The sequence below is a fragment of the Chitinophaga agri genome, from assembly GCF_010093065.1.
Taxonomy (GTDB): Bacteria; Bacteroidota; Bacteroidia; order Chitinophagales; family Chitinophagaceae; genus Chitinophaga; species Chitinophaga agri.
Window position 1 is genome coordinate 5,936,109 of record NZ_CP048113.1, and the last position, 21,540, is coordinate 5,957,648.

The window sequence follows — 21,540 nt, forward strand, 5'->3', positions numbered from 1 at the left end:
ATCAAATTTTTCAGATGAAAGCTATCAGAATTACTTATTGGGTAACTACCGCCATCATTGCGCTGATGATGACTTACTCCGCCTATGCTTATTTAACAAAAACAGAAATGGACCAGGCGTTCCAGCATATCGGCTATCCTGCTTATTTCCGCATCGAACTGGCTATCGCAAAACTGGTTGGAGTTGTGTTGCTACTCCTGCCGATGGTGGGCAGCCGTTTGAAGGAGTGGACGTATGCAGGATTTGCTTTCACATTTGTGTCAGCAGCTATTGCACACGCGGCCGCAGGTGATCCCATGCCACATCCTGTTGTACCTATCGTCTTCCTGGGCATCCTCGCTGCCTCTTATTTTACTTATCACAAATTGAAAAAATAAACTAATCATATGAAGAAAATACTGAAGATCGTATCCAGCGTAAACGGAACTGCTTCGAAAAGTACAAAACTGGCTGACAGTATTATCGAACAGCTGCAGGCAACATTTCCGGGTAGCACAGTGACGACGAAAGATCTCGCGAAAGAAGAATATGCACATTTTAACACCGCACACCTGAAAGCATTCCGTGGAGTAGGTGATGCATCTGAAGCAGCATCTGAGAACGCAGACAGACAGTCTGATGAAGCTATTAAAGCAGTAGAAGCAGCAGATGTTATTGTGATAGGTGTACCTATTTACAACTTCCATATCCCGTCTACGCTCAAATCATGGCTGGACCATGTGGTGCGGAACGGAAGAACTTTTTCATACGCTACTGGCAAACCTGAAGGATTATTGAAGGATAAAAAAGTATACATCGCTATGACATCAGGTGGTGTTTACTCCGAAGGACCTGCAAAGCAGATGGACTTTGCGCCATCTTACCTGCGTTCTTTATTAGGTTTTCTGGGACTGACAGATGTACAGATCGTAAGAGCTGAGGGGTGCGACGTGCCAGGACTGAGTGAAACAGCGCTGGAAAAGGGATTACAGACACTGGTGATCAATAATTAATAATTGATCAATGCTGATCGCTGGCATAAAATGAGTTTCTGCATAAGGCTCCGTAGGGAGCCTTTGCTACGCAGGAATTAGAATGGCACGAAAAGAAATAGTCCCGGATTTTTCCGGGACTATGCTTATAAATATCTGAAGGGTAACACTTATTAGTTACGAACTGCCTGTCACATATACTTCATCGCCTCGTACCCCAGTAGTCTCCTCCAAAGTGCCAGCTGTCCTATACAATTCGCCTCCCGGTATATCTGAAAGGAGATCAGTTCAAATAGCGTCATTTTCATACCTGGCATTTCAAATGGTTCATCCAGCTTCTCATCATCCGCATCCAGCAGCGCCTTCCTTAGCAAAGGGGAAATGATTTTCCAATCCTGTTCAAAGGTGCGAAGGGTAGGATATTGTACACCTTCCTGTATGCCTTTGTGGTCTTTAAACAGTTCCTGCGCCTGCTGGTTTTTGTAAATACCGAAGGATCTGGCGAGTTCGAATCTTTCCTGTACCAGGCTGCCAGCCAGCCATGCCATGTGATTGGCTTTTGTGTGCAGGCGTTCATTGGCGTCTTTATCGGAGATATCTACAAGGACTTTGGGGAAGAAATCGGTGTGCATGTCATACAATATCATGAAGCCATAAGTCCTGCTGCTAACTGTTTGTACTTCCATAATGAATAGTATTGGTGTAGTCTAAGGTAGCTTATTCACAGGCATTTGCAGGTCGGTGAAGCAGCCAATTACAGGGGGTATTTGTGACAAATGGCGGAAATCAGTATTCGAGAATTCAGCTTGTTTACAGAGAGAGCAAAGAGTGTGATCCGGATAGCAAAGGGAATAAAGTAAAAATAAAAGCGGTTGTCTGTCGACGGACAACCGCTTTTCATATCTTATAATGGAGATCGCTGTTATGAACAGCTATCTGTGGTTATCTGGTCAGTAACCGGGCGGCGTATTCCAGGCTTTCTTCCAGTTCTAGCATGAGCCGGCTGACGATATCAGGAATAGGGCGGATGTCATCTACCATTTCCACGCTCTGTCCGGCAGTCCATAGTTGCTGGTAGTTACCCGGTTTAACGGCCTGTTCCAGTTTTTTCATTCCACGGACCTGTACCAGCATTTTAAAATACTTGCGGGTACGGCTATTAGTGCTCATTAGTTTTTCCAGCCAGTTTTGTTTGTAGCCGATCTTTTGTGCGGCTGGGGTATTGATGACATTGCAGGGCGTACCGGAAAGGCGCTCTGTCAATACAATATCTTCCATACCATACTCGATGATGGCATTTTTATAGGCATCGCTGACGCTGGCTTCTTCACTTGCAATAAACCTTGTGCCAATGGATGCACCATGTGCGCCAAGAACCATTGCGCTGGCCAGTTGCTGACCAGTGGCAATACCGCCTGCTGCTACCAGCAGTTTATCGGGAAATGCCTTTTGCAGGGCAGGTACGAGGATATGCATGGGGTAGGGGCCGGCGTGGCCACCAGCGCCTACGCAAACAGCGATGAATCCGTCACAGCCCGCCTGAGCAGCTTTTTCCGCATGCTGAATATTGGTAACATCACATAATACCTTCGCACCGTAGCTATGGGCGGCAGCGATCACCTCTTTAGGACTGCCGAGGGAGGTGATATAGAAAGGTACCTGTGCGGCGACACAGTCTTCCAGATGTTTGACATACAGCGGATTCGTTTTTTGAACGATCAGGTTGACGCCATAGGTACCTTGTCCGGGCGCCAATTGGGCCCGGTGCTGATTGAGCTGGTCCAGCACCTGCTTCAGTTCCCCATCTTTCCGGTAGTTGAGAGAGGGGAATGTGCCGGCGATCCCACTATCCATGGCCGCTTTGACCATTTTTTCGTTACTGACGAGGAACATGGGCGCCATGATAACCGGATGGCGGATGGCAAGGGCTGAGGTTAATTGCATAAGTGGAAGTTTGAGCTATGATCTGACAGCAAGCTGCCTGGCCACGAACTTGCCCAGAATGTCAAATTCCAGGTTGATCGTATGCCCGGGTTGAACAGCAGAAATGTTTGTGTGTTCGAATGTATATGGAATCACCGCGATGGTGAACTCCGTATTGGTTACATTATATATGGTCAGACTGATCCCGTTGAGGCAGATAGAGCCTTTTTCTACGATCAGGCCGGCGAACTGTTCGGGATAGCGGAAGCGGAACTCCCAGCTACCATTTTGCGGGGTCACTGACACACATTCTCCGGTGCTGTCTACGTGTCCCTGTACGAGGTGTCCATCGATCCTTCCATTAAATATCATGGCTCTTTCGAGGTTTACTTTCTGACCGGGGGTAAGTTGTCCGATATTGCTTTTGATCAGTGTTTCGGCCACGGCAACGATGTCATAGGACTCATTGTCTACGCGGGTGACGGTAAGGCAAACGCCGTTGTGGGCTACGCTCTGATCGATTTTAAGTTCGGGGGCGAGTGAAGAGCGGATGGTGATGACCATATTGCTGCCTTCCTGCCTGGTAGCTATTACTTCTCCTAGTGATTCTATTATTCCTGTAAACATGGGGCTAATTTAAGTATAAATAGGCAGACAGATATGGAGGGGGAGATGGTTGACATTTTTTTGGTAATTAAAAAGAATGTCTTACTTTTGCCTTCCTGAAAAAAAAGGAGTATTAATTATGTTGATCATCGATTCAAAAGATTGCGAAAACATTGACAAGGCGCTCAAAAAATACAAAAAGAAATTTGAGAAAGCCCGTATTCTGTTGCAACTCAGAACGCGTCAATCTTTCACAAAACCTTCCGTTAAGCGTCGTACTCAGGTGCTGAAAGCCGTTTACAAACAGCAATTAGCTAGTGGTAAATTAGACAATTGATTCTATCGGGGGTAATACCCTGCGCAAAATATCTGATGATTGTAAGGTTTATCATAACTTTACAATCATCAATCTTTTTATTTTGAGTGAAGTTTTACACCCGGTAGCCAATCAATTTCTCGCGTATATTCAGCTTGAAAAGCGCTACTCTGCGCATACGTTCACTGCTTATCAGCAGGATCTTACCCAGTTTTTTATTTTTGTTAAGTCCCAATATGGCGATGTGTCCCTTCCGGATGTGTCGCATTCTCATGTCCGTACCTGGCTGTCTACGCTGATGGAGGAGGGCATGATCGCGAAAAGCATTAACCGCAAGGTTTCCTCGTTAAAATCGTTTTTCAAATATGCCATGCGTCATGGGGCGGTGGAAACATCGCCGATGGCGAAGGTTACAGCGCCTAAGATAGGGTCGCGGCTGCCAGGTTTTATTGATGAGAAGGGAATGAAAGCGATAGAGGAGAACAAGAGTATGCGCAGGGGAGTAGAGGGCGAGATTATTTTTAAGGATGATCTGCCGGGGAAGACGCACCGGCTGATCTTTGAATTATTTTACAATACAGGCATCCGTTTATCGGAGCTGATCAATTTGAAGGCACAGCACGTGGATGGTATCAGGTTGACCATTAAGGTGCTTGGGAAGGGCAGTAAGGAACGTTTGATACCGATCAGTAATGTGTTACTACAGCAGATATTGGAGTATAGGGCTTTGTGCCGGAAAGAGCTGTTATATCCGGATGGAGAGTTATTGATAGTGAATCCGCACACTGGCAGAAAATTATATTCGCGTTATGTATATCAGGTGGTGAGGAGTTATCTGACCTACCACGAGTTAACCACCATTAGCCGCAGGAGTCCCCACGTATTGCGGCACACATTTGCTACACATCTTACGAACAACGGAGCGGACCTGAATGCAGTGAAGGCGTTGCTTGGGCATGCTAGTCTGGCTTCTACGCAGGTCTATACACATAATAGCATTGAGAAGCTGAAGGAGGCATATAAGAAGGCACATCCGAAGGGGGAGTAGTACAACGGATACTTTAACAAAATATTACTAAATGGTTATGTAAAAGAGTTGAAAGTTCATTAAATTAGTAATGAGTTCTTTGTATACGTTTTTCATTAGTCGATATCCATGACCATTACACAATGAAAGCCTATGGACGTAATGTTACGAGCATGTACAAGATTGTTAAAACTAAAAATTAGTGCTATGAACGTTCAAATTCAAACAGTACACTTTGATGCTGATTCTAAATTGATTGATCATGTAAGTAAGAAACTTCAAAAACTCAATACATTTTATGACCGGATTATTAGCGTAGAGGTATTTTTAAAACTGGATGGTATTGCCCACCAGGTGAAAGACAAAATAGCAGAAATAAAAGTCCACATCCCGCGCCAAGACTTATTTGTGAAGCACGAATCCAAATCTTTCGAGGAGTCATTTGATCTCGCTTTTGACTCTGTTGTTAACCAGATAAAGAGGACGAAAGAGAAAAAATTGCAATAAAATCTTAAAAATATTTTGGAATTAAATATCTGATTACTACCTTTGCCATCCCGATCGAAAAAAAGGGATCGGCAAAGGTAGTTAAGTTCTTTACTGTAGGGTATTTTAGCCGATTAATACAAGTCTTAAAATTTGTATCCCGGGTGCTGAAAAAAAAGATTTTCAAAAAAAGATTTGGAAGTTAAAATAAAACTACTATCTTTGCACCCTCTTATAACGGATAACACTTATAAGAATCTAGTATAAAGTAAGCCAGCATAGCTCAGTTGGCCAGAGCTACTGATTTGTAATCAGTGGGTCGGGGGTTCGAATCCCTCTGCTGGCTCCGGATAAATTCCGAAGCAAAAAAAGGTCCGGACGGACAAGATTTTGGAAAGGAGTTTAAAGGAAAATGGGCAGGTTCCAGAGCGGCCAAATGGGGCGGACTGTAAATCCGCTGTCTACGACTTCAGAGGTTCGAATCCTCTCCTGCCCACGTAGCGCAAATGTTCCGCCTTTGCCCCTAAGCAAAGGCGGAACTTGTCTGTTAAGTGCAGGTTCTCTATAATAGGAGACAGTTGAGTAGGGGAAAAGTTCTTTTTAAGATGTACCATTAATTATTATGCGGGAGTAGCTCAGTTGGTAGAGCGACAGCCTTCCAAGCTGTAGGTCGCGGGTTCGAGCCTCGTCTCCCGCTCCATTATAATAGGGGATCAGTGATGATCTTTTATTATAGGAGTGAAAGTTCTTTAAAAGATTTTCAACGCTGTTGTAGCTCAGGGGTAGAGCACTTCCTTGGTAAGGAAGAGGTCGTGAGTTCAATTCTCATCAACAGCTCAACGGATTTCCAAACATCCGGGATCCGGATTCGTTGTAGCTCAGTGGCAGAGCGCACCGGTGTATACTGGGAAAGGTCGTGAGTTCAATTCTCATCAGCGATACAAGTTTGTAAAAGCCGTTTTTTTAAAACAACTATCAATACAATCTTTACAAACCATCTAAAAAAAATACAATGGCAAAAGAAACCTTTAAGCGGGATAAACCCCACGTAAACATTGGTACCATCGGCCACGTTGACCACGGTAAGACTACTTTAACTGCTGCCATTACCAACATTCTGGCAAGCAAGGGTCTGGCAGAGAAGAAAGGTTATGATGAGATCGATGCTGCTCCTGAAGAAAAAGAAAGAGGTATTACCATCAATACAGCACACGTTGAGTATCAGACAGCTAGCCGCCACTACGCGCACGTTGACTGTCCTGGTCACGCTGACTATGTGAAGAACATGATCACTGGTGCTGCGCAGATGGACGGTGCGATCCTGGTGGTTGCCGCTACAGATGGTCCGATGCCGCAAACTAAAGAACACATCCTCCTGGCTCGTCAGGTAGGCGTTCCTCGTATCGTAGTGTTCATGAACAAAGTAGACCTCGTTGATGATCCTGAACTGCTGGAACTGGTAGAACTGGAAATCCGCGAACTGCTGAGCAAATATAGCTATGATGGTGATAACACACCAATCATTAAAGGTTCTGCAACCGGCGCTCTGGCTGGCGAAGAAAAATGGGTAGCTGCAGTTGACGAACTGATGGCTGCAGTAGATGAATACATCCCACTGCCTCCACGTCCAGTTGATCTGCCGTTCCTGATGTCTGTAGAAGACGTATTCTCTATCACCGGTCGTGGTACTGTTGCTACAGGTCGTATCGAACGTGGTAAGATTAAAGTTGGTGAACCAGTTGAAATCGTTGGTCTGATCGAAAAACCACTGACTTCTACATGTACTGGTGTTGAGATGTTCAAAAAATTACTGGATGAAGGTGAAGCTGGTGACAACGCTGGTCTGCTGCTCCGTGGTATTGAAAAATCTCAGATCCGTCGTGGTATGGTTATCGTTAAACCAGGATCTATCACTCCGCACACTGAATTCAAAGGTGAAGTATACGTACTGAGCAAAGAAGAAGGTGGCCGTCACACTCCGTTCTTCAACAAATACCGTCCGCAGTTCTACTTCCGTACAACTGACGTAACTGGTGAAGTTGAATTACCAGCAGGTGTTGAAATGGTTATGCCAGGTGATAACGTTTCTCTGAACGTTAAACTGATCGCTCCAATCGCTATGGAAAAAGGTCTGAAATTCGCTATCCGCGAAGGTGGACGTACCGTAGGTGCTGGTCAGGTTACTGAAATCGTTAAGTAATCACTTTCGATATAATTAAAGGCCATTAGCAATTAGCAAATAGCCACCGGTAATAGATTTAATTTTTGTAAATTTGTTTTCCGGATAGCCTTTAGGCTGAAAGCTAATGGTCTTATACACGGGCATAGTTCAATGGTAGAATAGAGGTCTCCAAAACCTTTGATCTGGGTTCGAATCCTAGTGCCCGTGCTAAAATTGGTGAAAAGTGAACACTTTTCACCTTTCATGTTTTCAAACGGTTAATTTCTTAGACCCATGAACAAGATCAGAGCATACTTCCGGGAGTCTTATCACGAGCTGGTGCATAAAGTATCCTGGCCTACATGGCAGGAGCTGCAGTCTTCTACAATGATCGTATTAATCGCTACTGTTGTTATCACTGCGATTGTGTGGGGTATGGACGCCCTGTCACATTTGGCGATGACTCAATACTATAAAATTATAGGCTAATGATAGATGCATCCAATAATAACCCTGCGGAAGAAACTAACATTCCCACCCAGGACACCAAATGGTATGTTCTGCGCGTAGTGAGTGGTAAAGAGAAGAAGGTAAAGGAATACCTGGACATCGAAGTACGCCGCTCCGATTGGGGTAACGTAATCACCCAGATATTTTTACCCGTAGAGAAAGTCTACAAAGTGCAGGCAGGTAAAAAGGTGATGCGTGAAAAGAACTTCTACCCTGGTTATGTAATGATCGAAGCGATCGATGGTAAAATGACTGATGAAGTGATCCAGTCCATCCGCAACGTTTCAGGTGTAATCCACTTCCTGGGTAAAGATAAGCCGATCGCCCTGCGCAAGGCTGAAGTGAACAAGATGTTAGGTAAAGTAGATGAAATGTCTGATAACGGACTGACCATGAGCGAACCTTTCATCGTTGGCGAAACAATCAAGATCATCGACGGTCCTTTCAACGACTTCAATGGTATTATCGAAGAGGTAATCGAAGACAAGAAGAAACTGAAAGTAACTGTAAAGATCTTCGGTCGTGCTACTCCTGTAGAACTGAACTTTATGCAGGTAGAGAAAATCAGCTAACTATTTCAGTAATCATATTAAAAACGCCTCGTTTCAAGCGAGGCGTTTTTTTTTTGCTATTTTTTCCGTGTAAACTTGATTTCCATTGTTTTGAATTCCTTTCCATCATTGACCATGTACATCTCCATATGATGATGGTCATCATCTATCATCTTGAAGATCTCCTTCACGCCCATATCTTTACCACTCATCGGATCGAGTGTCTTGCCAGTTAAGGTGATGGATTTAGTCGCATCATCCCAGGTACCTTCCATATTCATAATGCCTGTTCCCATATTATCGATCCAGGAACTCTGGAATATTTTCTTGGCATTATCATACGCCATGATGCCATGACCCTCGAAAGGCATACCCATCATATTACTTTTGTGAACAGATTCCTGGTAACGGCCGCCCAGGATCATTTTATTGACAGTAGTACCATTGGACTGTGTCGGGGGCTGATTGGGGTCCATCCACATGCTCATATCAAAGCTCCATTCGCCGTCTGACTTGGCTATCATCTGATGAACTTCGCCCGGGGTCATATATTCCATCCAGGCTTTTTCTTCGGCAGATTGTGCCCGTGCACCAGTTTGGAATAAAAAAAGGATAGCCATAGTGGTGGCTGATAACAATAGACGTTTCATAATTGGTGGAGTTTTATTAATTAACGTTTAAAACACAGAGAAGGTTGGGCCTTATATCCTGCAAATCAGTGAGATTCGCTACCTTTATGACTACTTTTGTTATATATATGAGATCTGTATACCTATTGTTATCTGTAATTATATCATTCTCCTTTTCCGTTGATGCACAGCCCAGAGAAAGAGTCAGTACCGAACGTCCGGTACCTGCTGCATTGATCATTCCAGAGGCCGATTCGCGTACACCCGCAGCACTGAGTCAATACCTGAGCGCCCATACTACTTCGAAGCGTGAATTTGTAAGACAGCTGTATAGCTGGATCGTATGGAATATCAGTTACGATGTGAACAATATGTACAATCCGGATTACTACAAGGATACACTGGACGCCGCAATAAAGACGCTTTCTACAAGAGCAGGAGTCTGCCAGGGATACGCAAATTTATATTACCTGACCTGTAAGGAAGCGGGTATTCCGGTGCAGCTCATCGGAGGATATACGAAAACATTGGGAAAGATTGATAATGCCAGTCACGCATGGGTAGCCGTGAAAGTAGATACCGCATGGTACATGACTGATCCGACCTGGGGAGCAGGGGTTGTGAATAACAATAGGTTTGTTCGGAAGCCGGTGGATAGTTATTTTCTGGTGGCACCAGCCGCTTTTATAAGGACACATATGCCGTTTGATCCGTTGTGGCAGTTGCTTGATCATCCGGTGCGTAATGAGGAGTTCCGGGACAATAACTGGACGGCGGCAGCAGGACGGAGTGTATATAAGTATCAGGATTCTCTGGCTGTATATAATATGATGAAGGATGACCTGTTAAAATACCAACTGGTCATAGACAGGATAGAAGGAGCAGGGATCACAAATCAGATGATCAGCCATGAGCTGTTGTATTATAAGAACCTGGTCAGGTTCATTGCAGACAACCGGAAGGTGGTTGCCCAAAACAGGGCCATTGATGATTTCAACAGCAGTAGTAACAAGTATAACAGAGCAGTTAACCTGTTCAATGAATATGTGCAATATAAGAATAATCAGTTCAGGCCGGCTAAAGCAGATGCTGAAATAAAAGAGATGGTGGCAGCAATTAATAAAAAGCTGATGGAAAGCAGGAAAGGACTGGGCGCGCTGGACAGGAATGAGGCGGTGTTAAAACATAATATAGAGGAGCTGGAAGAATCGTTGTCTGTGCTGGAGAAAAGGGTAGTGGAAGAAGAAGCATTTGTGGACAAGTATATCAAGACGGGCAAGCTGTTCAGAAAATCTTTATTTTATAAGACGACATGGATGGGAATTCCATTAAATTAAATTAGATTTGTCACTGACCATAGAGACAATGTGCCCCCATCAGTTTTTACTGAAAGTGGGTTAAGATAATATAGTTTTGTAATTGAATTGTAAAATTTACACCCCTAACTGACTATAATAGCAAAAAGAATGCCCGAAAGCAAATTCTTTTTGAGATTTAATGTATTATTATATACCTTTGCATCCCCTTTAAAAGGTATTTTTCTTCCTTTTAGTTTTGGGAGTTTCGTCAGAAACGAGACGTTTTAACCAAATTAAATATCATAACATGGCAAAAGAGATCGCTACGTACGTGAAATTGCAGGTTAAAGGCGGCGCTGCCAACCCTGCTCCTCCGATTGGTCCCGCGCTGGGTTCCAAAGGTGTGAACATCATGGAGTTCTGCAAGCAGTTCAATGCCCGTACCCAGGATAAAGCTGGTAAGGTATTGCCTGTATTGCTGACAGTTTACACGGACAAATCATTTGACTTCGTAATTAAGACGCCTCCTGCTGCTGTACAGCTGCTGGAAGCTGCCAAATTGCAGAGTGGTTCCAAAGAACCTAACCGTAATAAGGTAGGTAAAGTTACCTGGGCACAGGTAGAAGCAATAGCTCAGGACAAAATGGCTGACCTGAACTGCTTTACTAAAGAAAGCGCTATGAAAATGGTGGCTGGTACTGCTCGTTCAATGGGTATTACTGTTGAAGGTAACGCTCCTTGGAGCAACTAATTGTGTCATCCTGTTGAGAAGCAGGTAAACTTTTAAAACATTTTGCAATGGCAACTAAGAAAAGAAAAGCAGCCGATACAAAGGTGGACAAAAACAAGGTGTATAGCCTGAAAGAAGCTTCCGCACTTGTAAAAGATATTAACTGCACCAAATTCGACAGCTCTGTCGATATACATATCCGTCTGGGCGTAGATCCCAAGAAAGCAGACCAGGCTATCCGTGGTTCCGTAACGCTTCCCCACGGTACTGGTAAAACTAAACGTGTACTGGTTCTTTGCACACCTGATAAAGAAGCTGCTGCAAAAGAAGCTGGTGCTGATCATGTTGGTCTGGATGAGTATATCCAGAAGATCGAAGCTGGTTGGACTGATATCGACGTAATCGTAGCTACTCCAGCTGTGATGCCGAAGATCGGTAAACTGGGTAAGATCCTGGGTCCTCGTAACCTGATGCCTAACCCTAAGACAGGTACTGTTACTAACGACGTAGCAGCTGCTGTTAACGAGGTTAAAGGTGGTAAGATCACCTTCAAAGTGGATAAGGCTGGTATCATTCACGCTTCAATTGGCCGTGTTTCCTTCGCTGCTGATAAAATTGAACAGAACTCTCAGGAGCTGATCAACGCTATCATCAAGCTGAAACCAGCTACAGCGAAAGGTACTTACCTGAAAGGACTGGCAATGGCGAGCACAATGAGCCCGAGCATTACAGTTGACACAAAATCAGTTCAAAACTAATGATTGGCCGGTTGGCAGATCAACAAACTGACAAAAGCTATGAACAAAGATCAAAAAAATGAAGCGATTGAGCTGCTGAAAGGTAAGTTCTCTCAATATAACAACTTCTACATCACCAACACCGAGTCTCTGACCGTTGAACAGGTGAACAACCTGAGAAGGGTTTGTTTCGACAAGAACGTGGAAATGAAGGTTGCTAAAAACACCCTGATCCGCAAAGCCCTGGAATCTCTGGATGCTGAGAAATACACTGGTATTTACGATGCACTGAACGGCGTAACTGCCCTGATGTTCTCTGACAGCCCGAAAGAGCCAGCTCTGATCATCTCTGCATTCCGTAAAGAGAACAAGAAAACCGAGAAACCAGAACTGAAAGCTGCTTTCGTAGGTGACGAAATCTATACTGGCGACGCTCAACTGGCTAACCTGGTGAAAATCAAAACCAAAAACGAACTCATCGGAGACGTTATTGGTCTGTTGCAATCTCCTGCTAAACGTGTCCTGTCTGGCTTACTTGAAAAAGCTAAGAAAGAAGGTGCTGGCGCAGAAGTTGAAGCACCAGCAGCTGAGTAGTCAGCTAAAAGCCTTCACAGGCTTATATAACAATGGCTTCCAAGTCACAATATAAATCATTACAATACTTAAAATTCTTAAAAACACTATACAATGGCAGACGTTAAAGCATTAGCCGAACAATTAGTAGGTTTAACTGTTAAGGAAGTTCAGGAACTGGCAGATTTTCTGAAAAGCGAATACGGAATCGAACCAGCTGCTGCTGCAGTTGTAGTTGCTGCAGGTGGTGGCGATGCTGCTGTAGCTGAAGAAAAAACTGCTTTCAATGTTATCCTGAAAAATGCAGGTGCTAGCAAACTGAACGTAGTTAAGATCGTTAAAGACCTGACTGGTCTTGGTCTGAAAGAAGCTAAAGAACTCGTTGACGGTGCACCAAAATCACTGAAAGAAGGCGTTTCTAAAGCTGAAGCAGAAGATCTGAAAGCTAAGCTGGCTGAAGCTGGCGCTGAAGTTGAAATTCAGTAGTCTTTGCTTAAAGATACCTCTTTATAAAGGTCAAAAGTGCTTCTGGCACTTTTGGCCTTCTTCCCTTTGGGAAAGTGTCTTTTTGGAGCGTCAAAAAGGGGGAATCACCAAGCTCGGTGGATTTGACACAACAAGCGAAGACGGAAATTTGAGGGTATTTGACAAAGATGTCTTAATTTCCCCGTTCATGTTGTGATTTTCTTCACAATATTATATAAGTTAATATAACTGCTAACTTCGAATATGTCTCTAAAAAAAGCCCAAGCAAACGAAAGAGTAAATTTTGGAAAGATCAAACAAGTTACTGAGACACCGGATCTGTTGGCTATCCAAATCCAATCTTTCAAGGATTTCTTCCAGTTAGAAACCACACCAGACAAACGTAACAATGAAGGCCTTTTTAAAGTATTCAAGGAGAACTTCCCGATTACAGATACCCGCAATATCTTCAATCTGGAGTTTCTGGACTACTTTGTAGACCCTCCGCGATATACGATAGAGGAATGTATTGAACGTGGGCTGACCTATTCTGTACCGCTGAAGGCGAAATTACGCCTGAGCTGTAACGATGAGGAGCACGTTGACTTCCAGACTATTGTGCAGGACGTATTCCTCGGGAATATACCCTACATGACACCTAGAGGTACATTCGTGATCAATGGTGCTGAGCGCGTGGTAGTATCGCAACTCCACCGTTCTCCTGGTGTATTCTTCGGACAGTCCATACATCCAAACGGAACGAAAATCTACTCTGCAAGGGTGATTCCGTTCAAAGGGGCGTGGATGGAGTTTGCTACTGATATTAACAACGTAATGTATGCTTACATCGACCGTAAGAAGAAGTTCCCTGTAACTACCCTTCTGCGTGCGATCGGCTACGAGACAGATAAAGATATCCTCCAGCTCTTTGGTATGGCTGACGAGGTGAAAGCAGACAAGAAGAGCCTGGATAAATATGCCGGTAAGAAACTGGGTGCACGTGTACTCAGAAGCTGGGTAGAAGACTTCGTAGATGAAGATACCGGTGAGGTGGTGAGCATTGAGCGTAATGAGATAGTGCTCGAACGTGACAGCATCCTCGATGAAGCGAATATCGAAACCATCGTGGATATGGGCGTGAAGAGCGTGTTCGTGCAGAAAGAAGAGGTAAGTGGCGACTTCTCAATTATCTACAATACTTTAAATAAAGATACATCTAACTCCGAGCTGGAAGCCGTTCAGCACATCTACCGCCAGCTGCGCGGTGCCGATGCGCCGGATGATGAAACAGCAAGGGGTATCATCGATAAATTGTTCTTCTCAGACAAACGTTATGACCTCGGTGATGTTGGTCGTTATAAGATCAACAGAAAACTTGGTCTGCCTACGCCACTCAACATGAAAGTGTTGACAAAAGAAGACATCATTGCGATCATTAAATACCTGGTACAGCTGACCAACAGTAAAGCTGAGATCGATGATATCGATCACCTGAGTAACCGTAGGGTGCGTACCGTGGGCGAACAGTTATATGCGCAGTTTGGTGTTGGTCTGGCCCGTATGGCCCGTACCATCCGTGAGAGAATGAACGTTCGTGACAATGAGGTATTTACTCCGGTAGACCTGATCAATGCAAGGACCCTTTCTTCTGTAATCAACTCCTTCTTCGGTACCAGCCAGCTGAGCCAGTTCCTGGATCAGACTAACCCGCTGTCAGAGATCACGCACAAACGTCGTATCTCCGCACTCGGACCCGGTGGTCTTAGCCGTGAAAGAGCAGGTTTCGAGGTGCGTGACGTACACTATAGCCACTACGGCCGTCTCTGTACCATCGAAACACCGGAAGGTCCGAACATCGGTCTGATCTCCACCCTCTGTGTGCACGCAAAAGTGAACGATATGGGCTTTATCGAAACACCTTACCGCAGGGTGAATGAAGGTAAAGTTGATATGGATAACGTGAAGTTCCTGAGTGCTGAAGAAGAAGATACCGTGAAGATCGCACAGGCGAATGCACCACTCGATGAAGAAGGTAACTTTGTCAACGATAAGGTGAAATCCCGTGAAACAGGTGACTTCCCTATTCTCGACAGAGGAGAGGTAGAATACATGGACGTTGCGCCAAACCAGATCGTTGGTCTGAGTGCTTCCCTGATTCCGTTCCTCGAGCATGATGACGCCAACCGTGCGTTGATGGGATCAAACATGCAACGTCAGGCGGTTCCGCTGATCAACCCACAGGTGCCGATCGTAGGTACTGGTCTGGAAGGAAAGGCTGCCCGCGATTCCCGTCTGCAGATTACCTCAGAAGGTAAAGGTGTTGTAGAATTCGTTGATGCAAACGAGATCCATGTTCGTTACGAGCGTGATGAAATGCAGAAACTGGTTTCCTTTGAGGATGACCTGAAAATATACCAGCTGACCAAATTCGTTAAAACCAACCAAAGTACCTGTATCAACCTGCGTCCTGCAGTGAAGAAAGGTCAGGTACTCGCATTCGGCGACTTCCTGACGGAAGGTTACGCTACCCGTGGTGGTGAACTGGCACTGGGCCGTAACATGAAAGTGGCGTTCATGCCATGGAAAGGTTACAACTTCGAGGATGCGATCGTAATCTCTGAGCGTGTAGGACGTGAAGACCTCTTCACTTCTATCCATATCGATGAATACGAACTGGAAGTACGTGATACTAAACTGGGTGAAGAAGAACTGACTCCGGATATTCCAAACGTAAGTGAGGAAGCTACAAAAGATCTGGACCAGAACGGCATCATCCGCGTTGGTGCGCACATTAAAGAGGGCGACATCCTGATCGGTAAGATCACTCCTCGTGGTGAATCTGATCCTTCTCCTGAAGAAAAACTGCTCCGTGCGATCTTCGGTGACAAGGCTTCTGATGCGAAAGATGCTTCCCTGAAGGCACCTCCAAGCACAGAAGGTGTGGTGATCGACAAGAAATTGTTCAGCCGCGCTAAGAAAGATAAGAACTCCAAGACCCGCGAAAAAGCGGCACTGGAGAAACTTGAAAAAGTACACCAGAAGAATGAAGAAGACCTGCTGGAAGTACTCATGGGTAAATTGCTGACACTCCTGAAGGATAAAACTTCCCAGGGTATCACCAACACTTACGGTGAAGTACTGATTTCAAAAGGCTCTAAGTTCTCTTCCAAGAACCTGGCAAACATCGACTTCCAGAATGTGAATCCGCTTGGCTGGACTACCGACGAGGTAACCAACGATCAGATCAACACATTGCTGCATAACTATAACATCAAATACAATGAAGAACTGGGACGTTACAAACGCGAGAAGTTCAACATCTCTATTGGTGATGAGTTACCAGCGGGCGTACTGAAACTGGCGAAGGTATACCTGGCCAGCAAACGTAAGCTGAAAGTAGGTGATAAGATGGCGGGTCGTCACGGTAACAAGGGTATCGTTGCCAAGATCGTTCGTGATGAAGACATGCCATTCCTGGAAGACGGTACTCCGGTAGATATCGTACTGAACCCATTGGGCGTACCTTCCCGTATGAACCTTGGTCAGATCTACGAAACTGTACTGGGTTGGGCCGGTCTGAAACTGGGTGTAAGATTTGCAACACCAATCTTCGACGGTGCTACTACCGAAGAGATAGCAGAATATATAAACGAAGCAGGTTTACCAAGCTTTGGCCATACTTACCTGTATGATGGCGAAACCGGTGAGCGTTTCCACCAGAAAGCTACCGTGGGCGTTATCTACATGTTGAAACTGAGCCACATGGTTGATGACAAGATGCACGCCCGTTCTATCGGACCATACAGTCTCATCACACAGCAGCCGTTGGGTGGTAAGGCGCAGTTCGGTGGTCAGCGTTTCGGTGAGATGGAGGTGTGGGCACTGGAAGCATACGGTGCATCCAATATCCTGCAGGAACTGTTAACCATTAAGTCGGATGACATTGTAGGCCGTGCCAAAGCATATGAGTCTATCGTTAAAGGCGATAACATACCAAAAGCAGGCGTACCGGAGTCCTTCAATGTATTGATACATGAGCTTCGTGGTCTGGGTCTGGATTTGAAATTTGATTAATATTTGTCCATAAGTGATGGTCCATAGTCCCTGGCAACCGCCTGGGACTATGGGCCTTAGGCTTTAGATAGTCAGACACGGTAATTGGACTAGTCTATGACCCGCGCACTGAATTACATGTGAATTTTCTTTAAACAACATACAATGGCCATCAAGAAAGAAAATCGTCCTAAATCAAACTTTAGCAGCATTACCATCAGTCTGGCTTCTCCGGATTCAATCCTGGAGCGCTCATACGGGGAAGTGCTGAAGCCGGAAACTATCAACTACCGTACTTACAAGCCGGAGCGTGATGGTTTATTCTGTGAAAGGATCTTCGGCCCCGTAAAGGACTATGAGTGCTATTGCGGAAAATACAAACGTATCCGTTACAAGGGTATTGTGTGCGACCGTTGCGGTGTGGAAGTAACTGAGAAAAAAGTACGTCGTGAAAGAATGGGTCACATCCGCCTGGTTGTACCTGTAGTGCACATCTGGTACTTTAAATCATTACCAAATAAGATCGGTTATCTGCTGGGTATGAGTTCTAAAAAACTCGAAACCATCGTTTACTACGAAAGATACGTGATCATACAGGCAGGTGCCAAACAGGAGAAAGGCCTGAACTATGGCGATCTGTTAACTGAAGAAGAATATCTTGATATACTGGATACCCTGCCGAAAGACAACCAGCTGTTGCCTGACGAGGATCCAAACAAGTTCATCGCTAAAATGGGTGCGGAAGCAGTAGAAATGATGCTGGCCAGAATCGATCTGGATGGCCTTTCTTACCAGCTGCGTAACCAGGCGGCAACTGAAACCAGCCAGCAACGTAAGGCGGAAGCGCTGAAACGTCTGAGCGTGGTGGAAGCTTTCCGTGAAGCAAATGGTCGTGTTGAAAACCGTCCCGAATGGATGGTAATGCAATACATCCCTGTTGTACCACCAGAACTGCGTCCGTTAGTTCCATTGGATGGTGGCCGTTTCGCGTCTTCTGACCTGAACGACCTGTACCGCAGGGTGATCATCCGTAACAACCGTCTGAAACGTCTGATCGAGATCAAGGCGCCAGAGGTGATCTTACGTAACGAAAAACGTATGCTGCAGGAAGCAGTTGACTCCCTCTTCGATAACTCCCGTAAGTCAAATGCGGTGAAAGCGGAAGGTGGTCGTGCACTGAAATCCCTGTCTGACGTACTGAAAGGTAAACAAGGTCGTTTCCGTCAGAACCTGTTAGGTAAGCGTGTGGACTACTCCGGTCGTTCCGTTATCGTGGTAGGTCCTGAACTGAAACTGCACGAGTGTGGTCTGCCGAAAGATATGGCTGCTGAACTGTTCAAACCGTTCATCATCCGTAAACTGATCGAAAGAGGTATCGTGAAAACGGTGAAATCGGCGAAAAAGCTGGTTGACAGAAAAGAAGCAGTAGTTTGGGATATCCTGGAAAACGTTCTGAAAGGACACCCGGTAATGCTGAACCGTGCTCCGACCCTGCACCGTCTCTCCATTCAGGCATTCCAGCCTAAACTGGTAGAAGGTAAAGCGATCCAGCTCCACCCACTGGTGTGTTCTGCGTTCAACGCCGACTTTGACGGTGACCAGATGGCTGTGCACGTACCGCTGAGCAATGCTGCGATACTGGAAGCACAGTTACTGATGCTGTCTTCACATAACATTCTTAACCCGCAGAACGGTACGCCAATCACCCTGCCTTCTCAGGACATGGTATTGGGTCTGTACTACATCACCAAAGGCAAGAAATCTACCCCTACTGAAAAAGTAGAGGGAGAAGGTAAAGCTTTCTATTCTGCGGAAGAAGTAATCATCGCTTACAACGAGCAGAGAGTAAATCTGCATGCGAACATCCGCGTAAAAGCAAATGTTCGTGACGAGAAAGGTGAGCTGGTGAACAAGCTGATCGAAACAACCGTAGGTCGTGTGATCTTTAACCAGCACGTTCCAAAAGAAGCTGGTTATGTGAACGCACTGCTGACAAAGAAATCACTGCGTGAGATCATTGGTGACATCATCAAGTACACTGATATCCCTAAAACTGCGAAGTTCCTGGATGATATCAAACAGCTTGGTTTCCGTACCGCATTCCGTGGTGGTCTGTCCTTCAACATCAATGACCTGATCATCCCAGAGGTGAAACAGCACATGATCGATGGTGCTGCCAGCGAAGTTGACGAAGTATGGGATAACTATAACATGGGTCTGATCACGAATAACGAACGTTATAACCAGATCATCGATATCTGGTCTCGTGTGGATACCAAGGTAACTGAAACGCTGATCCGTGAGCTGGCAAATGACAAACAGGGCTTCAACTCTGTGTACATGATGCTTGACTCAGGTGCGCGTGGTTCCAAACAGCAGATTAAACAGCTCGCTGGTTTGAGAGGTCTGATGGCTAAACCACGTAAGAGTGGTTCTACCGGTTCAGAGATCATCGAAAACCCGATCCTGTCCAACTTTAAAGATGGTCTGAACGTATTGGAATACTTCATCTCTACGCACGGTGCCCGTAAGGGTCTTGCGGATACGGCACTGAAAACGGCGGATGCAGGTTACCTGACCCGTCGTCTGGTAGACGTTGCTCAGGATGTTGTAATCAATGAAGAAGATTGTGGTACACTGCGTGGTATCGCTACTTCCGCACTGAAAGATAATGAAGAGGTGGTTGAACCACTGTATGACCGTATCCTCGGCCGTACTTCTCTGCACGATGTATTCGATCCTCATACAGAGGAACTGATCGTTGAAGCAGGTGCTCAGATCACTGAAGATATCGCTCACCGTATTGAAAACAGCGCTATCGATATCGTAGAGATCCGCTCCGTACTGACCTGCGAAAGCCGCAGAGGTGTGTGTGTGAAATGTTACGGTAAGAACCTCGCTACGGGTTACATTACCCAGCGTGGTGACGCTGTTGGTATCATCGCAGCACAGTCCATCGGTGAACCTGGTACTCAGCTGACCCTCCGTACCTTCCACGTGGGTGGTGTGGCTGGTTCTACATCTGTTGAAACCGGCTTACAGGCTAAATTCGATGGTACCGTTCAGTTTGACGGTCTGCGTACCACTACATATGAAAATGGCGAAGGTGAAAAAGTACAGGTAGTAATTGGCCGTACAGGTGAATTACGTATCGTAGACGTGAAAAATGACAGATTACTGATCACTAACAACATTCCGTACGGTTCTACACTGCTGGTGAAAGACGGACAGAAAGTTGCAAAAGGTGACATGATCTGTACATGGGACCCGTACAACGCCGTTATCGTATCCGAAATCGCTGGTTCCATCCGTTTCGACAGCATCATCGAAGGTATCACCTTCCGTGAAGAGGCTGACGAACAGACTGGTCACCGTGAGAAAGTGGTTATCGAAACCAAAGACAAGAATAAGATCCCGTCTATTTATGTAGATGGTAATAAAGAGGTGAAATCTTACAACTTACCAGTAGGTTCTCACATCGTTATTGAAGAAGGTGAAGCGGTAAGAGCTGGTCAGGTGATCGTGAAGATCCCTCGTATCCTCGGTAAACTCCGAGATATCACGGGTGGTCTGCCACGTGTAACTGAACTGTTCGAAGCACGTAACCCAAGCAACCCGGCTATCGTATCTGAGATCGATGGTGTGGTAGCATTCGGTAACATCAAGCGTGGTAACCGTGAGATCATCATTGAAAGCCGTGAAGGTCACATCAAGAAATACCTGGTACCTCTGACACGTCACATCCTGGTACAGGACGGTGACTTCGTGAAAGCGGGTACTGCACTGTCTGATGGTTCTATCACTCCTGCTGACATCCTGTCTATTAAAGGACCGTTTGCTGTTCAGGAATACCTGGTAAATGAGATCCAGGAGGTATACCGCTTACAGGGTGTGAAGATCAACGACAAGCACATCGAGGTGATCGTACGTCAGATGATGCGTAAGGTGAACATCGAGGATCCGGGCGATACCCGCTTCCTGGAAGGTGACACTACCGATAAATTCGAATTCTTTGAGGAAAACGATAATATCTTCGACAAGAAGGTTGTTACCGAAGCTGGTGACTCCGGCTTACTGAAAGCAGGTCAGATCGTTACCCTGCGTCAGGTTAGGGAAGAGAACTCCCTGCTGCGCCGCGCAGATAAGAAACTGGTGGAATTCCGTGATGCAAAACCGGCTACTTCCAGCCCGCTGTTACAGGGTATCACGAAAGCGTCCCTGGGTACTCACAGCTGGATCTCTGCCGCATCCTTCCAGGAAACAACCAAAGTACTGTCTTCTGCTGCCATCAACGGTAAGATAGATGACATGCTTGGCCTGAAAGAGAACGTGATCACCGGTCACCTGATCCCTGCAGGTACTGGTCTGCGTGAGTTCGAAAACATGATCGTAGGTTCTAAAGAAGAATACGACATCCTGGCCTCTTCTAAAGAAGTGTTCCAGTTTGACGAAGAAGAATAGTACAGATACATTCATGTATAAAAAAAATGTCCCGGCAACTACG

General features: G+C 45.5%; 19 protein-coding genes and 6 tRNA genes. 21 read left to right on the plus strand and 4 right to left on the minus strand.

Annotated elements, in window-relative coordinates; all coding sequences use genetic code 11:
* The first annotated feature begins 14 nt into the window (after positions 1 to 14).
* Positions 15 to 377: a DoxX family protein gene (locus GWR21_RS23890; RefSeq protein ID WP_162334150.1), complete on the plus strand. Its 363-nt coding sequence runs from the start codon at positions 15 to 17 to the stop codon at positions 375 to 377.
* A gap of 9 nt (positions 378 to 386) precedes the next feature.
* Positions 387 to 992, plus strand: a complete 606-nt coding sequence (locus GWR21_RS23895) for an FMN-dependent NADH-azoreductase (protein WP_162334151.1) — start codon at positions 387 to 389, stop codon at positions 990 to 992.
* Between the two features lie 170 nt (positions 993 to 1,162).
* Here GWR21_RS23895 and GWR21_RS23900 read toward each other — a convergent pair whose 3' ends face one another.
* The 3 genes from GWR21_RS23900 to GWR21_RS23910 all read right to left on the minus strand — a co-directional run bounded on the left by GWR21_RS23900 (position 1,163) and on the right by GWR21_RS23910 (position 3,521).
* Positions 1,163 to 1,657 carry a DinB family protein gene (locus GWR21_RS23900; RefSeq protein WP_162334152.1) on the minus strand — a complete coding sequence of 165 codons (495 nt, stop codon included), beginning with the start codon at positions 1,655 to 1,657 and terminating at the stop codon, positions 1,163 to 1,165.
* 256 nt (positions 1,658 to 1,913) lie between these two features.
* The gene (locus GWR21_RS23905; RefSeq protein WP_162334153.1) at positions 1,914 to 2,915 is read right to left on the minus strand and encodes an NAD(P)H-dependent flavin oxidoreductase; all 1,002 of its coding nucleotides are present in this window, start codon (positions 2,913 to 2,915) and stop codon (positions 1,914 to 1,916) included.
* Positions 2,916 to 2,930: 15 nt separating this feature from the next.
* Positions 2,931 to 3,521 (minus strand): riboflavin synthase, encoded by a 591-nt coding sequence (locus GWR21_RS23910; RefSeq protein WP_162334154.1) that lies wholly within the window; start codon positions 3,519 to 3,521, stop codon positions 2,931 to 2,933.
* A 76-nt stretch (positions 3,522 to 3,597) separates the two neighbouring features.
* Between GWR21_RS23910 and rpsU the strand changes: the two genes are divergently transcribed.
* The 12 genes from rpsU (at position 3,598) to nusG (ending at position 8,572) form a co-directional block, all read left to right on the plus strand.
* Entirely contained in the window at positions 3,598 to 3,837 is a 240-nt protein-coding gene (rpsU, locus tag GWR21_RS23915; protein ID WP_238429972.1) for a 30S ribosomal protein S21, read from the plus strand.
* Between the two features lie 82 nt (positions 3,838 to 3,919).
* Positions 3,920 to 4,864 (plus strand): tyrosine-type recombinase/integrase, encoded by a 945-nt coding sequence (locus GWR21_RS23920; protein ID WP_162334155.1) that lies wholly within the window; start codon positions 3,920 to 3,922, stop codon positions 4,862 to 4,864.
* A gap of 186 nt (positions 4,865 to 5,050) precedes the next feature.
* Positions 5,051 to 5,350 carry an HPF/RaiA family ribosome-associated protein gene (locus GWR21_RS23925; protein WP_162334156.1) on the plus strand — a complete coding sequence of 100 codons (300 nt, stop codon included), beginning with the start codon at positions 5,051 to 5,053 and terminating at the stop codon, positions 5,348 to 5,350.
* A 251-nt stretch (positions 5,351 to 5,601) separates the two neighbouring features.
* A tRNA-Thr gene (locus GWR21_RS23930) sits at positions 5,602 to 5,675 on the plus strand.
* Between the two features lie 68 nt (positions 5,676 to 5,743).
* Positions 5,744 to 5,825: transfer RNA gene (locus tag GWR21_RS23935), tRNA-Tyr, on the plus strand.
* Between the two features lie 128 nt (positions 5,826 to 5,953).
* Positions 5,954 to 6,029 (plus strand) — tRNA-Gly (locus GWR21_RS23940).
* A 65-nt stretch (positions 6,030 to 6,094) separates the two neighbouring features.
* Positions 6,095 to 6,166: transfer RNA gene (locus GWR21_RS23945), tRNA-Thr, on the plus strand.
* Positions 6,167 to 6,195: 29 nt separating this feature from the next.
* Positions 6,196 to 6,270, plus strand: a tRNA-OTHER gene (locus GWR21_RS23950).
* Between the two features lie 71 nt (positions 6,271 to 6,341).
* A complete protein-coding gene (gene tuf, locus GWR21_RS23955; RefSeq protein WP_162334157.1) occupies positions 6,342 to 7,529 on the plus strand; it encodes an elongation factor Tu in 1,188 nt (395 codons plus the stop codon).
* A gap of 118 nt (positions 7,530 to 7,647) precedes the next feature.
* Positions 7,648 to 7,718, plus strand: a tRNA-Trp gene (locus GWR21_RS23960).
* Between the two features lie 66 nt (positions 7,719 to 7,784).
* Positions 7,785 to 7,979 carry a preprotein translocase subunit SecE gene (gene secE / locus GWR21_RS23965; RefSeq protein WP_162334158.1) on the plus strand — a complete coding sequence of 65 codons (195 nt, stop codon included), beginning with the start codon at positions 7,785 to 7,787 and terminating at the stop codon, positions 7,977 to 7,979.
* Positions 7,979 to 8,572 carry a transcription termination/antitermination protein NusG gene (gene nusG, locus GWR21_RS23970; protein ID WP_089835184.1) on the plus strand — a complete coding sequence of 198 codons (594 nt, stop codon included), beginning with the start codon at positions 7,979 to 7,981 and terminating at the stop codon, positions 8,570 to 8,572. Before secE ends, nusG begins: the two co-directional genes overlap by 1 nt.
* 56 nt (positions 8,573 to 8,628) lie before the next feature.
* On the opposite strand, the gene GWR21_RS23975 is transcribed toward nusG, so the two are convergent.
* Complete coding sequence (locus tag GWR21_RS23975; RefSeq protein WP_162334159.1) at positions 8,629 to 9,201, minus strand: DUF1579 domain-containing protein; 573 nt, start codon at positions 9,199 to 9,201, stop codon at positions 8,629 to 8,631.
* 107 nt (positions 9,202 to 9,308) lie between these two features.
* Between GWR21_RS23975 and GWR21_RS23980 the strand changes: the two genes are divergently transcribed.
* From GWR21_RS23980 to rpoC, 7 genes are all read left to right on the plus strand, one after another.
* Positions 9,309 to 10,517 (plus strand): transglutaminase domain-containing protein, encoded by a 1,209-nt coding sequence (locus tag GWR21_RS23980; protein WP_162334160.1) that lies wholly within the window; start codon positions 9,309 to 9,311, stop codon positions 10,515 to 10,517.
* A 268-nt stretch (positions 10,518 to 10,785) separates the two neighbouring features.
* Positions 10,786 to 11,229, plus strand: a complete 444-nt coding sequence (gene rplK / locus GWR21_RS23985) for a 50S ribosomal protein L11 (RefSeq protein WP_162334161.1) — start codon at positions 10,786 to 10,788, stop codon at positions 11,227 to 11,229.
* A 47-nt stretch (positions 11,230 to 11,276) separates the two neighbouring features.
* Positions 11,277 to 11,966: a 50S ribosomal protein L1 gene (gene rplA, locus GWR21_RS23990; RefSeq protein ID WP_162334162.1), complete on the plus strand. Its 690-nt coding sequence runs from the start codon at positions 11,277 to 11,279 to the stop codon at positions 11,964 to 11,966.
* A gap of 39 nt (positions 11,967 to 12,005) precedes the next feature.
* A complete protein-coding gene (rplJ, locus tag GWR21_RS23995) occupies positions 12,006 to 12,539 on the plus strand; it encodes a 50S ribosomal protein L10 (RefSeq protein WP_162334163.1) in 534 nt (177 codons plus the stop codon).
* A 93-nt stretch (positions 12,540 to 12,632) separates the two neighbouring features.
* Positions 12,633 to 13,004 (plus strand): 50S ribosomal protein L7/L12, encoded by a 372-nt coding sequence (rplL, locus tag GWR21_RS24000; protein ID WP_162334164.1) that lies wholly within the window; start codon positions 12,633 to 12,635, stop codon positions 13,002 to 13,004.
* A 243-nt stretch (positions 13,005 to 13,247) separates the two neighbouring features.
* Complete coding sequence (rpoB, locus tag GWR21_RS24005; RefSeq protein ID WP_162334165.1) at positions 13,248 to 17,057, plus strand: DNA-directed RNA polymerase subunit beta; 3,810 nt, start codon at positions 13,248 to 13,250, stop codon at positions 17,055 to 17,057.
* Positions 17,058 to 17,201: 144 nt separating this feature from the next.
* Positions 17,202 to 21,497, plus strand: a complete 4,296-nt coding sequence (gene rpoC, locus GWR21_RS24010; protein ID WP_162334166.1) for a DNA-directed RNA polymerase subunit beta' — start codon at positions 17,202 to 17,204, stop codon at positions 21,495 to 21,497.
* Positions 21,498 to 21,540 lie beyond the last annotated feature (43 nt).

Bases quoted from the DNA above. Each gene is read 5' to 3' on its own strand.
- GWR21_RS23905 (WP_162334153.1), bottom strand. From the start codon at position 2,915: ATGCAATTAACCTCAGCCCTTGCCATCCGCCATCCGGTTATCATGGCG.
- nusG (WP_089835184.1), top strand. From the start codon at position 7,979: ATGATAGATGCATCCAATAATAACCCTGCGGAAGAAACTAACATTCCC.
- rplJ (WP_162334163.1), top strand. From the start codon at position 12,006: ATGAACAAAGATCAAAAAAATGAAGCGATTGAGCTGCTGAAAGGTAAG.
- GWR21_RS23925 (WP_162334156.1), top strand. From the start codon at position 5,051: ATGAACGTTCAAATTCAAACAGTACACTTTGATGCTGATTCTAAATTG.
- tuf (WP_162334157.1), top strand. From the start codon at position 6,342: ATGGCAAAAGAAACCTTTAAGCGGGATAAACCCCACGTAAACATTGGT.
- GWR21_RS23910 (WP_162334154.1), bottom strand. From the start codon at position 3,521: ATGTTTACAGGAATAATAGAATCACTAGGAGAAGTAATAGCTACCAGG.
- rpoC (WP_162334166.1), top strand. From the start codon at position 17,202: ATGGCCATCAAGAAAGAAAATCGTCCTAAATCAAACTTTAGCAGCATT.
- GWR21_RS23900 (WP_162334152.1), bottom strand. From the start codon at position 1,657: ATGGAAGTACAAACAGTTAGCAGCAGGACTTATGGCTTCATGATATTG.
- rplK (WP_162334161.1), top strand. From the start codon at position 10,786: ATGGCAAAAGAGATCGCTACGTACGTGAAATTGCAGGTTAAAGGCGGC.
- rplL (WP_162334164.1), top strand. From the start codon at position 12,633: ATGGCAGACGTTAAAGCATTAGCCGAACAATTAGTAGGTTTAACTGTT.
- GWR21_RS23975 (WP_162334159.1), bottom strand. From the start codon at position 9,201: ATGAAACGTCTATTGTTATCAGCCACCACTATGGCTATCCTTTTTTTA.
- rpsU (WP_238429972.1), top strand. From the start codon at position 3,598: ATGTCTTACTTTTGCCTTCCTGAAAAAAAAGGAGTATTAATTATGTTG.
- rplA (WP_162334162.1), top strand. From the start codon at position 11,277: ATGGCAACTAAGAAAAGAAAAGCAGCCGATACAAAGGTGGACAAAAAC.
- GWR21_RS23895 (WP_162334151.1), top strand. From the start codon at position 387: ATGAAGAAAATACTGAAGATCGTATCCAGCGTAAACGGAACTGCTTCG.
- GWR21_RS23890 (WP_162334150.1), top strand. From the start codon at position 15: ATGAAAGCTATCAGAATTACTTATTGGGTAACTACCGCCATCATTGCG.
- GWR21_RS23980 (WP_162334160.1), top strand. From the start codon at position 9,309: ATGAGATCTGTATACCTATTGTTATCTGTAATTATATCATTCTCCTTT.
- secE (WP_162334158.1), top strand. From the start codon at position 7,785: ATGAACAAGATCAGAGCATACTTCCGGGAGTCTTATCACGAGCTGGTG.
- rpoB (WP_162334165.1), top strand. From the start codon at position 13,248: ATGTCTCTAAAAAAAGCCCAAGCAAACGAAAGAGTAAATTTTGGAAAG.